The sequence below is a fragment of the Streptomyces boncukensis genome, assembly GCF_011045075.1.
GTDB classification, from domain to species: domain Bacteria; phylum Actinomycetota; class Actinomycetes; order Streptomycetales; family Streptomycetaceae; genus Streptomyces; species Streptomyces boncukensis.
The window spans coordinates 1-10,964 of sequence record NZ_JAAKZZ010000243.1; the positions used below are offsets into that span (position 1 = coordinate 1).

General features: G+C 71.9%; 12 protein-coding genes and 1 pseudogene. 4 read left to right on the forward strand and 9 right to left on the reverse strand.

Annotation, left to right across the window (positions count from 1 at the left end; genetic code table 11):
- Nucleotides 1-218: 218 nt before the first annotated feature.
- From G5C65_RS21575 to G5C65_RS21585, 4 genes and pseudogenes are all read right to left on the reverse strand, one after another.
- Nucleotides 219-593, reverse strand: coding sequence for a peptidase inhibitor family I36 protein (locus tag G5C65_RS21575; RefSeq protein WP_165300549.1), 375 nt, complete (start codon nucleotides 591-593; stop codon nucleotides 219-221).
- A 373-nt stretch (nucleotides 594-966) separates the two neighbouring features.
- Nucleotides 967-1,164, reverse strand: coding sequence for a His/Gly/Thr/Pro-type tRNA ligase C-terminal domain-containing protein (locus G5C65_RS40805; RefSeq protein ID WP_420903344.1), 198 nt, complete (start codon nucleotides 1,162-1,164; stop codon nucleotides 967-969).
- 140 nt (nucleotides 1,165-1,304) lie between these two features.
- Nucleotides 1,305-1,544, reverse strand: a pseudogene (locus tag G5C65_RS40810) (ATP phosphoribosyltransferase regulatory subunit); the annotation flags it as partial.
- Entirely contained in the window at nucleotides 1,541-1,861 is a 321-nt protein-coding gene (locus G5C65_RS21585; protein ID WP_165300550.1) for a hypothetical protein, read from the reverse strand. The gene G5C65_RS21585 and the pseudogene G5C65_RS40810, both read right to left, overlap by 4 nt.
- 1,114 nt (nucleotides 1,862-2,975) lie before the next feature.
- On the opposite strand from G5C65_RS21585, the gene G5C65_RS39430 reads away from it, so the two are divergent.
- From G5C65_RS39430 to G5C65_RS21595, 3 genes are read left to right on the forward strand one after another with little or no spacing between them, the layout of a single operon-like run.
- Entirely contained in the window at nucleotides 2,976-3,230 is a 255-nt protein-coding gene (locus G5C65_RS39430) for a helix-turn-helix domain-containing protein (RefSeq protein WP_241265955.1), read from the forward strand.
- 39 nt (nucleotides 3,231-3,269) lie between these two features.
- Entirely contained in the window at nucleotides 3,270-3,818 is a 549-nt protein-coding gene (locus G5C65_RS39435) for a DUF5753 domain-containing protein (protein ID WP_338146566.1), read from the forward strand.
- Complete coding sequence (locus tag G5C65_RS21595) at nucleotides 3,815-4,024, forward strand: DUF397 domain-containing protein (protein ID WP_338146565.1); 210 nt, start codon at nucleotides 3,815-3,817, stop codon at nucleotides 4,022-4,024. Before G5C65_RS39435 ends, G5C65_RS21595 begins: the two co-directional genes overlap by 4 nt.
- A gap of 97 nt (nucleotides 4,025-4,121) precedes the next feature.
- Here G5C65_RS21595 and G5C65_RS21600 read toward each other — a convergent pair whose 3' ends face one another.
- The 5 genes from G5C65_RS21600 to G5C65_RS21620 form a co-directional block, all read right to left on the reverse strand.
- Nucleotides 4,122-5,345 carry a cation:proton antiporter gene (locus G5C65_RS21600; RefSeq protein WP_165300551.1) on the reverse strand — a complete coding sequence of 408 codons (1,224 nt, stop codon included), beginning with the start codon at nucleotides 5,343-5,345 and terminating at the stop codon, nucleotides 4,122-4,124.
- A 184-nt stretch (nucleotides 5,346-5,529) separates the two neighbouring features.
- Nucleotides 5,530-6,099 carry a Uma2 family endonuclease gene (locus tag G5C65_RS21605; protein ID WP_165300552.1) on the reverse strand — a complete coding sequence of 190 codons (570 nt, stop codon included), beginning with the start codon at nucleotides 6,097-6,099 and terminating at the stop codon, nucleotides 5,530-5,532.
- A 46-nt stretch (nucleotides 6,100-6,145) separates the two neighbouring features.
- On the reverse strand, nucleotides 6,146-6,616 hold the full coding sequence (locus tag G5C65_RS21610) for a WhiB family transcriptional regulator (protein WP_165300553.1): 471 nt from the start codon (nucleotides 6,614-6,616) through the stop codon (nucleotides 6,146-6,148).
- 292 nt (nucleotides 6,617-6,908) lie between these two features.
- Complete coding sequence (locus G5C65_RS21615; RefSeq protein WP_165300554.1) at nucleotides 6,909-9,035, reverse strand: hypothetical protein; 2,127 nt, start codon at nucleotides 9,033-9,035, stop codon at nucleotides 6,909-6,911.
- A gap of 197 nt (nucleotides 9,036-9,232) precedes the next feature.
- Nucleotides 9,233-9,679: a VOC family protein gene (locus G5C65_RS21620; protein WP_165300555.1), complete on the reverse strand. Its 447-nt coding sequence runs from the start codon at nucleotides 9,677-9,679 to the stop codon at nucleotides 9,233-9,235.
- Nucleotides 9,680-9,805: 126 nt separating this feature from the next.
- Here G5C65_RS21620 and G5C65_RS21625 point away from each other — a divergent pair.
- A partial coding sequence (locus G5C65_RS21625; RefSeq protein WP_165300556.1) for an MFS transporter occupies nucleotides 9,806-10,964 on the forward strand: 1,159 nt, incomplete at its 3' end.

The following is a 10,964-nucleotide window of genomic DNA, read 5'->3' on the forward strand; positions in this document are numbered from 1 at the left end:
CCTGGGGGCTGGGCGGGGTCCCGGCCACGGTCGGGATCTCGGTGTCGGCCGCTCTCTCCTGGTTCCTCAGCCTGGGCGCGGCCGTCCTGCTGGACCCGCGCCCGGGGAACGGACCGTCCCGAGCGCGGGGGTGAGACGGTGCGAGGCGCAGTCGACCTCGGGCTTGCCTGCCGACTTCGGCCTGTCAGGGTGAATCCGTGGTAAGTCCCCGGTCGGACCTATGTCCTGGTGACGCGGTAGGCGCTGACCCACGGGCCGATCCGGCCGTAGCCGGTCCGGTCGATGGTGATCGAGTATCCGGTGCAGTCGTGGTGTTCCCACAGCTCCACCAGGTCGCGGGTGTTGGTGCGGGCAGAGCGGATCTTGTCGTTCCAGTCGCCGCCAACGTACTTGCAGTCCCCCACCTCTCCGGAGAACTTCTTGCTCGGACCGTCGAAGTGGTAGTTGACGTAGCCGCGGAAGGCGCCTGCGGCGGCGACAGACGGGGCAGCAGGGGAGGAGGGTGACGGGGACTGGGCCACGGACGCGTGGGGGAGCATGACTGTCGCGGCCAGAACCACTGTCGCGAGCGTGATCCTTCGGATGACTCGCAAGGCTTCTCCTTCGGTCGGCGATGTCCGAGAGAACGAGGCGCCCGGAAGGAACGAAAGGAGCACCGGAGTTCCCGTTCCCTGCGCGCCTTCACCCTCAGTGTGCGATCAGGCTGCCCGTGATAACGGGGAGTTATCGCCTGCTCAGGCGGCGGGCAGGAGCATGAGAGGCGTACGTGGCACTCGCGCACTCCGCCCTCACCCTGACAAGCCGAAGTCAATGAAGCGGGCTGTCCGACCGGTGTTCGAGTGAGCGGGGAGTGCTGTGCCGAGGGGCCCAAGGGGCCGAGCCCGTGCCTCCTCGGCGTCTCCCCGGTGCTATGAACAGCGTGATGGCCCTGGCCTGCTGTCCGGGACCGTCGCCGGTGGATGGGGTTCAGGGCTCTGTGAGAGTACTGCTCAGGTGGGCAGCGGACCTGGGAAGAGGCACCCGAGTCTGCTCGCCTGATCGCATGTTCCGGAGAGCGGCCTCTCCGGTGGCTTGCTCGTCGGGGCCGTACAGGACCGTGACCCGGGCGTTCTGGCCGTTGGCCCACGTGAGCTGCTTGGCCAGCTTCGTGGAGGAACCCGGCAAGTGCCCACGCGTAGGTCCTCATCACGGAGTTCGGCAGCCGGACGCGTCAGGTCTTCCTCGCCGCCGAGGACTGTCAGGGCCACGTCGAGTCCCCGCTGTTCTGCGACCCGGGAGCCCTGGACGGCGAGGATGCGCTCGACGCCGATGGACCCGCCGCAGGCGGGGCCGTCAGGACCGCCCAGCGAGGCAACCAGCCGATCGTACCTCCCTCCGGCGGCCATCGATCCGGGGTATCCGGCGGCCTCCACCTCGCAGATGACACCGGTGTAGTGGTCGAGGCCGCGTACCATGCGGGGCACGTAGGCAACGCGTTCACGGGCGAGCCCGGCACCGGTGGCCAGCTCCAGGAGGCGGTCGACCTCGGCGAGTCCTGCCCTCAGTCAGGCGAGTTCGCCCAGAGCCGGGCGCCGTCACGTGCAGGACTCTGCGCGTACGCGGTCTCGCCAGTGGCGATATGATCCCGGCGTGCGGGCTCTGGGAAGCGGAGATCGGCGTAGGTCCCGATCAGTACCAGGACATCCAGCTGGCGGGGGCTGGCCTGCTTCAGGTCGCCTTCCTCCGCCACCCACGGCCCGTGGGCGGGCGAGTAGACCAGGTATCCGCCCTGGCCCGCGCGCTGCTGGACAACCCCCGACCGGTTGTTCACGGACTCGAAGACCGCGTCACCCGGCTGGTACGCCGCCGGCTCCCCACTCACGACGCCTCCAGCGGAGGCCCGCCCCCGGGAGTCCTCTCCTCCCGAGCTGGGCGATGTCTGTCCCGCAGCGTCCTCGCTCCCGCGCGCAGTCCCCGGGCGATCTGTCGGGCGGTGTCGGGCGTGCACTCGCCCAGGTGGACGGATCCGACCGACCCGCCGTTCCACACCTGTTGAGCGATTCCCAGTCCGGGGAGCCGGACGCCGAGCAGTTCCAGAGCTTCCTCCAGGTCGTCCCGGGCCCCGTCCGCGTCCACGAAGGCACCCACCCTTCCTCTTCCTGCGGTCATTTCGTCCCTCCGAGATAGATCTGGCGCCCGCACTCGCGGCACCAGTAGCCGCCTCCGCGACCGCGCTCCAGGGCGCGGTGCTCGCACCGGCTCCTGGTCATGGCGACTCCGCAGAGCCGACCGTGCTCCACTTGATCCGGACGCGCGACACCGTGGTCGAGGCCGGCGGGTACGAGATCTCGGGCGGCGTCTGTTCCCTGACCCGCCGGTTCAACGTGTCGATGCACCGGGCACAGGCCCACATCTGTCCGTGGCGGTCATCGGTGTTGACCGCTCCGAGCCATTTCACCGGGACCCCGGCCCTGAGACAGAAGAGGAGGCAGGTCCCCCAGGCCCAGCAGCCCCGTCGGACCGCGTCACTCGCAGGCGGTGCGGGAGTCGCCGGAGCTACCGCACGGTCGGTTGACGGCGATATGTGACGTTCTGTCAGGGGGTGCTTGGCGCCGCCGTGTCTGACCCATCGTGCTACCCGGTCGGAGACCAGCTTGAAGAGCGGCATTACAGGCATCAGGCGCTCCAGGACGCGAGGGGGTGTGATCCGGACCTGCGACACGGGACGACCTGCGATCCGCATCGGGGTCCAACCCTCGCCAACCGCACGTAGTAGTTCGGCAGTTGGCGATCTTGTTACGCCACGCTTGGGTACCGCGACGCTGCGTGGCGACGACTAATAGCATGCACTCATGACATTCAACTGGCAAGCCATACCTATGGATTGGCATATTTGCCAAACTGTGCGCCCGGTTGACGTGCCGCTGTGTCAGCATGTAGGTCCCCGCATGCGGTACGGGGCTACAGCCACGGACAGGAGAGGTGGGTGCACACGTATGGCAGTGCCAACCGTCCGACGTCGACGCCTCGGCTCAGAGCTGAAACGGATTCGCGAGAGCGCGAAGCTCACGCTTGACGACGTGGAGGAGAAGACCGGGCTCAGCGCGTCGAAGGTCTCGCGCATCGAAGGGGCGACCCGTGGTGCACGTCCGTCGGACGTGGAGTTGCTGTTGGACGCCTACGAGACGTGGGACGCAGGGCTCCGTTCGTTTCTGACGGTGCTGGCCCGCGACGGTGCCAAGCGTGGTTAGTGGCAGACCTACGATCTGGACCAGGTCTATGCCGACTTCATCAGCCTGGAAACAGACGCGGCGTCGGTTTCCACCTTCGAGCCGCTGCTGATCCCCGGTCTCCTCCAGACGGCTGCATATGCGAGGTCAGCTATCGGCGCTGTCAGTATGAACGCGACAACCGATAGCATCAACGCGTTGGTTGAGGTGCGCATGGCTCGCCAAGCGGTCCTCACGAGGCCCGAGCCGCTGAAACTCCGAGCCATTGTCCACGAGGCCGCGCTGATGGCTTCGGTTTCCGGGGTGGCTGTCATGCGTGACCAGTTGCAACGCCTGCTGGACGTAGCGGAGTACCCGCATGTCACCATCCAGGTCCTGCCCTGTGCGGCCGACCTCCATCCGGGCTTGACGGGGGCGTTCACCGTGTTGGGCTTCGGCCAGCCGGGGCTTGACGTTGTCCTGTTGGAACACCTCGAAAGCAGCTTGTATATCGAAGCGCCCTCGGACGTGGGACGATACACCGAAGCCTTCGAACGCCTGACAGCAGCAGCGCTGCCGTTCGACCGGTCGCTATCGACGATTGCTGAGCATAAGGAAAGAAACCAGTGAGTACCCTGCTAGATGCGTCTGAGAGTGGCATCACGTGGCGTAAGTCGCGCTACAGCGGAGCTAACAGCAACTGCGTAGAAGCGGGGTCATACGGGCCCAAGACCGCCGTCCGGGACTCCAAGGCCCCATGGGGCCCGGCGCTCACGTTCCCCGCCGGCACCTGGACCGCTTTCACCTCCGCGCTGAAGGGCGGCCGGTTGTCGTAGGTCCGAACGTCCGCGGCCCCTCGAATTCGCCGCCGAGCAGGGGCCGTGGTGTGTCCGGCACCTGAGGGGGCGGGCCGGCCCTGAACGCGCCCTTCTCTCAGGTGCGGGTCTGCGACAGGGCCGGGTCCTTCCCCTCGGGCTCTTCCTCGGAGGGCTCCTGGACGTCGAAGGCCCGCGCGATGGGGACGTCGGTACTGCTGTGCAGGACGATCGACAGCGCGACGCACACCGCGATGAGCGTGAACGCCTCGTCCCCCTGCGGGATCCCGGCCTGGAGCACCAGCAGCCCGTACACCACCGAGGCGAACCCCTTCGGCCCGAACCAGGCGCCCACCAGCCGCTCCTTGCGGCTGAAGCGGGTGCCGATCAGCGACAGCAGCAGCGAGGCCGGACGGATCAGCACGATGGCCAGCACGACCGCGACGTACCCGCCGAAGGACAGGTCGCCGAAGAGGGAGGGGGTGAGCAGCGCGCCGAAGACGAGCAGCGCCGCGAACTTCGCCAGCTCCGCCAGCGCCACCCCGAGCGGCTGGAACGCCCGCTCCGCCTCCGGCGAGACGGCGGTGAGCACGGCGCCGGCCGAGAACGCCGCCAGATAGGGGTTGGCGTGCGTCAGATGGCAGCTCGCGTACAGGATCACGCCGATGGCCAGCGGCAGCAGCGGCTGGAGCTTGGGCTCGGCGCCGATCCCGCGCAGCCGGGTCAGCCCGATGACGATCAGCGGGACGAGGACGCCGAACGCCAGCCCCAGCGCCAGCTCGGTGGAGATCGAGCCGAGGTCCGCGTCCACGTGCCCCGCGGTGGGCCCGGCGGCTGCGATGAAGACGAGGACGACGGGCAGCGCGAGCCCGTCGTTGATGCCGCTCTCGACGTTGAGCAGCTGCCGCAGCTTCGCCGGGACCTCCTGGCGGCCCACGATCGCGGAGGCGAACACCGGGTCGGTCGGCGCCAGCACCGCGCCCACCAGCAGCGCGGTCGTCCAGTCCAGCCCCGCCACGAAGTGCGCGACCAGCGCCATCCCGGCGAACGCCAGCGGCATCCCCAGCCCGAGGGCGCGCGCCGGGTTCTTCCAGTTGGCGCGGAGCGCGGGGAAGGAGACGTGCATGCCGTCGGTGAACAGTACGGCGAAGAGCGCGAGGTCGGCAGTCGTGCTCACGATCCCGCTGTCCGGCGTGATGTGGATCAGCCCCAGGAAGCCGTCGCTGACCAGCGCGCCGCCGACGAGGAAGAGCAGCGAGGTGGACAGGACGGTACGCGCGGCGAGCCCGGAGAGCAGCACCGCGACCAGCAGCGCGACTCCGAAAACGGCCACGAGAACCATGGTGGAACCCCCCGATCGGTGAAGAGACAGCAGCGTGCGCGCGCTCACCGACCTGACATTCCGGCGCGCCGGGGGGAACTTTACGCGCCGTTGACGCGGCGCTGACATCGGCGTCACCCGCACCCACCAGGAGCCCTCCTTGCCGGGACCCGGCAAGGAGGGCTCCTGGTGCGGCGGTATCCCGTCAGGGCACGAGCTGGTCCAGATCGAGCCCGATCTCGAACGGCAGCTCGCGCCGGAGGCTGTGCCGGAAGATCCCGGCGGGGGCGTAGGCGCTGGTCGGCCGGTCGAGCTCGTAGACGTGCACGACCGGCTTGCCGTCCTCCTCGCCGACGCACCAGTAGTGCGGGATCCCGGCCTCGGCGTACTTGCGCAGCTTGACCGTGCGGTCCCGGTGCGCGGACTCGGGGGAGACCACCTCGACGACCAGCAGGACCTCGTTCGCTTCGAACCCCGTCCGGCTGCTGTCGTAGGGCACGGTGGTCACGCAGACGTCCGGCTCCGGGCGGTTGCGGTCGTCGAGCCGGACGGTCATCTCCCGCTCGATCTCGAAGCCGTCGGGTGCCTGTTCCATGAGGCGGGCAGTGAACGCGGTGACGAGGCGGCTGTGCCAGGACCGCTGGGGCGACATCATGAAGACGAGGGCTCCGTCGATCAGTTCGGTGTGACGGGGGGCTTCAGGCAGATGGTCGAGGTCCTCCGACCGCCACCCCTCGGGGCGGGGAGGTGTCATCCAGTCGGGGAGTCCGCTCATGGCCTCACCGTACCGGGGCAGCCGCCTGCACGGCCGCGGACGAGCGCTACGGGGGCGTGCGCCGGGCGCCGCGCGGCGCCCGCGACTCCACGGTGCGCACATACCGCTGCACTGTCCTCGTGCACCGCCCGAGGGCCGCGGCGATGGTGCCGACGCTCGCGCCCTCCCGGCGCATCCGGTACGCCGTGGCGGCCTCCTCCGGGACCGGCGGGGACGGCGCGAGCTGATCCCGCAGGCGCCGTGCGAGCGCGTCCCGCTCGGCGGGGCCGAGCCCGCCGTACCAGCCCTCCCGGTGCACCGGGTCCTCGGTGCGCAGCGCCAGGGCGAGGCAGGCGAGGCGGACCGGGCAGCGCGCGCAGAGCGCGAGCGCCTCGTCCCCGGGAGGGCCCTGCTCGGGGTGGAAGCTCTCGGTGGCGGTCCCCGCGCACGCGGCGTCCGCTGTCGACGGGGCGGTGTTCCGGGCGAGGATCGCCCGCAGCTCTCCCTCGGCCCCGGCGGGGAGGGTCGTTCGTGACACGTGTGCGCTCCAGCTCAGCGATGGCGGCCTTGACAGGGTCGGCTGGGTGAGCTGGGAGGGGTCCCGCGCACCCGCTCGGTGTCTCCCGGGCCCGGCCCGGTGTGACGCAAGCGGCAGCGGAGGCGGGCGCGGGCCCCGAGGCTTACCGGCGCGGGGCCCGGAAGGACCAGCGCGCCGGCGTCACCGCCCGGTCCCCGGAGGGGGGTGGGCTTCGCGCGGCATCCGTGTCGCGAATCCGGCCGGAACGGCCGGACGGTGCCTCAGACGTGCGGAGGCACGGTGTCTTCCGTACTCAGGGAGAGGGCGCGGGCTCGGCGCGCGCCCGCCCGGACGCCCCGCCCGGGGAGGCACCGGCGTTGTCGTCGGCGTGCCCGGCGTCCCCGGCGTGCCAGGCGTCCCCGGCGCCTACGAGGCTTCCGCCGTCCTCGGCCTCCTCGGCGAATCCGGCATCCTCGGCGTCCTCGGTGTCCTCGAAGGCGTCCTCGGTGTCCTCCTCGGAGCCGTCCTCGAACCCGTCCTCGAATACGTCGTCGGTCTCACCGCCGTCGGCTCCGGGGCCGTCCGCGCCCGTGCCGTGCCGCTCCACGCTCCGCATCCGCCAGACGGGGAGCTTCTGGAGGACCTCCTGGAGGACGTCCCGCCAGGCGTCGCAGTCCTGCGGGTCGGCGCCGAGGACGTCGATCGCGGAGAGCCCGTCGTCGGTGCGGACCGCCTCGACCTCCTTGACCGCTCCGCTCACCTCCTGCAGCGCCTGGCCGAGCGTGTGCAGGGCGTTGCCCAGGAGCTCGCCCGGAGCCGTCGGCGCCGCGACGGGGGACGGTCCCTCCCCGGCGGGCGGGAACGCGCGCCGCAGCGCGGCGTCCTTGGCGAGGACGTCGCGCCCGTCGGCGGTGCGCCGGACCGCGCCGGACTCGTCGACCATCCGGGCGCGGCGCCCGTCGGCGAAGTCGGTCAGGGCCTGCTTCATCTGGTGCACTCCGTGCGGGGTGTCGCGCATCCGGTCGAGGACCTCCCCGGGGTGGCGCCGGTCGGGCTGGTCGCTGTTCACGTTTCCCCTGTCGCCCGCCAGCTGCCCCTGCACCACGAGGGGGTAGGCACTGCGGGCCGCCAGCTCCCGGGTAGCGGGGCCGGGTTCGCCGTGCGCGGTCTCGCGGAGGGCCGCGGCCGCGAGGTCGCCGGGGCTCCGGAACGTCGCCTCCCACTCCTTGCCCAGCTCGCTGGAGAACGCGGTCTTGAAGTACTTCCGCAGGCGCTCCCGCTTGCGCGCGTCGTCCAGCGGGGCCGAGCGCATGGCGAGGGAGCTGGCCAGGTCGAGCAGCAGCTTGGTGGTGATCCGCTTTCTGGTGCTCTGGCCGGTGATGGCGATCCGGACCGCCTGGTGGATCTCCGGCGTACTGGTGGTGAAGAGCCGGACGATCGCCGCCGTACGGGTGGCCGGGTCCGCGCTGAAGCCCGCAGCCGACGCCTCGGAGGGCGCGAGCGCGCCCCTGAGCCACGCGGCGTTCGCACCGGTGACCAGGCCGCGGCGCTCGATCTCGTCCACCACCGCGTCGGCCAGCGCCTCCTGCTCCGCCGCCTCCCCCCACGACTTCGGCGGATCGACGTGGCGCAGCGCGACCAGCGACCTGACCGCCACCGCGAAGTCCGCTCCCGCCTCCGCGTGGGGCTCGAAGCCGACGATCAGGAGGGCGGGCACCGTTTCGCAGCGGGCCGCGACGGCGTCGTCCGGTGCGATCTGCTCCTGCGCGCCGGCGGCGCCGAGTTTCTCGTTGAGGCTGCGGATCCGGGTCCGCAGCTTCGCGCGGTTCCGGAGGTACGGGACGTCGGCCGACCGGACGCCGAGCAGGTCGTGGGCGCAGGTGAGACGGCTCGAACCCTCCGCTGTGACCGGCACCGTCACCTCCGGCGCGCCGTCGCCGTGCCGGAACGTCGTGGCCGCCAGCCACACCTCCGTCATCACGCCCTGGTGCCGGAGCGATTCGCGCCAGTCGTTGTGCTGGAGCACATGGTCACGCGCCTGTTTGGCGGCCCAGGCCAGGTGCTCCTGGCTCTCCAGGTGCTGGACGAGGCCCGGCCGCCCGTCCGGTGCGGCCTTCGGCTCGGCGGGCGGCCGGAAGCGGGTCCCCTCGCCGGTGCCGACGAGGCCGGAGACGGGGTGGCGGCGCAGCGAGCTGATCCGGGGGTTGCGCGGGTCGGGCACGATGCTCCGGGTCCAGACGGCCGTACGCAGCGCCAGGATGGCGCCCCCGGGGACCGGCAGCCGCTCCGGGGCCTCGGCGGCCTTGCGCGCGCCGGCCGGATCGACGGCGGCCCACGCGAACGCGTCGGCCGCCGCGGTGTCCAACCCGAAGCGCTGGGCGAGCTTGCCCGCCAGGTTCTTGCACGCGGCGACAGTCGCGGGCCGGGGCAACTCGCCCACGGGGCGGGGGAGAACCGTGTCGGATACGGGTGGTGGTGTGGGTTCCATGGGTGCTTCCGCTCACAAGGGGCCTGGTGCGAGGGGCGTTTCGCCCGGTTCGGCCGGTGTCCGCGAGAAACGCTACACCCGGGGGCGACACCCCTCGGCGACACCAAGACACGTGCGGGGCACGCCAGTTGCTCCGGCCGGCGGCGGGGTTACGGCGCGGCCGTCGGCACCGGGTCCTCGCCGAACACCCAGGGGGCCAGCACGACCAGCCAGCCGTCCGGGTCCTCGAACAGCACGGCTCCGTGCGCGGGCCAGTACGGGTTGGCCGCTGCCACCGGCGTGTGGCCCCGGCCCGTCATCCGGGCCACCGCGGCGTCCCGGGCCCCGGGGCCGCGCAGATAGAGGACGAGCTGGTTCTCCGGGTGGGGCTCGGGGATGTGCGGCGGCGCGCCGTGCTGGGTGAGCTCCAGCTGGACGGGGGTGCCGGGGAGGCCGAACACCACGCCGTCGTAGCCGGAGTGGTCCCGCCAGTCGGCGAGCACGGGCAGCCCGAGGTCGTCGCGGTAGAAGGCGAGGACGGCGTCGTAGCGCGCCGTCGGGCGTGCGAAGCGGACGGCGCCGACGGCGAGGTGCTCGGGCCAGTGGGCTGTGGTCATGGCCCCACCCTCGCAGCCGGGCGCACCCGCCGCTTCCGGCGCCGGTCCTACGACTCCGGTACCTCTCCGGCCTACCCTCAAATAATTGTTTGACGGTTGTGAGGAGGCTGCCGCAGACTGCGGGGCGTGAGGAACACGACCCTGCGTCGCCCCGCCTTCCGGCGGCTCGCCCTCGGGCGCGCGCTGACGTTCTTCGGTAACTCCATGGCCCCCGTGGTGCTCGCCTTCGCCGTGCTCGACCTGGGCGGTACGGCCGTGGACGTGGGGCTGGTCGTCGGGGCGCGCTCGGTGAGCAACGTGGCGCTGCTGCTCTTCGGCGGCCTGCTCGCCGACCGGCTGCCGAGGGCGCTGGTGCTGCAGGGCGCCGCGCTCGCCGCCGCGGTGACGCAGAGCGCGGTGGGCCTGGCGGTGCTCGCCGGCCGGGCGCCGCTGGGCGTGCTGGCGACACTGGCCGTGGTGCAGGGCGCGGTGGCGGCCGTCTCCATCCCGGCCTCGGCGGCGCTGTTGCCGCTGACCGTCCCCGCGGACGAGCTGCGCCCGGCGAACGCGTACGCGCGGATGGGGGTGAACGCCGGAATGATCGGCGGGACCTCGACGGGCGGCCTGCTCGCCGCCCTCGCCGGGCCGGGCTGGGGCATGACGCTCACCGGGCTGGCCTTCCTCGGGGCCGCCGCCGCGTACCGGCTGGCGGGCCGGAGCCTGCGGGCCCGCCGGCCGGCACCCGCCGCCGGCGCCGTCGAGCGGGCGCGTCCGCTGCGGGAGCTGCGGGAGGGCTGGGCGGAGTTCGTCTCGCGCACCTGGGTGTGGGTGGTGGTGCTGCAGTTCTTCGTCGTCAACGCGGTGTCGTCGGGCGGCATCCAGGTGCTGGGCCCGACGGTCGCCGACAGCACGTTCGGGCGTTCGGCGTGGGGGCTGGTGCTGGCGACGCAGATGGCGGGCGCGCTGGTGGGCGGGGTGCTGTGCGCCCGCTCCCGGGCGCGGCACGCGCTGCGGATCGGCGTCGCCGCCGTGGCGCTGGACGCGCTGCCGCTGGTGGCGCTGGCGCAGTCGGCGGACGTGGCGCTGCTGCTGGCGGCGATGTTCGTCAACGGCGTCGCGATCGAGCAGTTCGGCGTCGCCTGGGACCTCTCGCTCCAGGAGAACGTCCCGCAGGACAAGCTGGCCCGGGTCTACGCCTACGACGCGCTGGGCTCGACGATCGCCGTGCCCGTCGGGGAGATGACGGTGGGGCCGCTGGCGGAGCACTTCGGGGCGCGGCCCACCCTGCTGTGCGGGGTCGGGCTGG

What these genes read in the sequence shown, in the direction of transcription:
- G5C65_RS39430 (WP_241265955.1), top strand. Translation starts at nt 2,976, where the DNA reads ATGGCAGTGCCAACCGTCCGACGTCGACGCCTCGGCTCAGAGCTGAAA.
- G5C65_RS21600 (WP_165300551.1), bottom strand. Translation starts at nt 5,345, where the DNA reads ATGGTTCTCGTGGCCGTTTTCGGAGTCGCGCTGCTGGTCGCGGTGCTG.
- G5C65_RS21605 (WP_165300552.1), bottom strand. Translation starts at nt 6,099, where the DNA reads ATGAGCGGACTCCCCGACTGGATGACACCTCCCCGCCCCGAGGGGTGG.
- G5C65_RS21620 (WP_165300555.1), bottom strand. Translation starts at nt 9,679, where the DNA reads ATGACCACAGCCCACTGGCCCGAGCACCTCGCCGTCGGCGCCGTCCGC.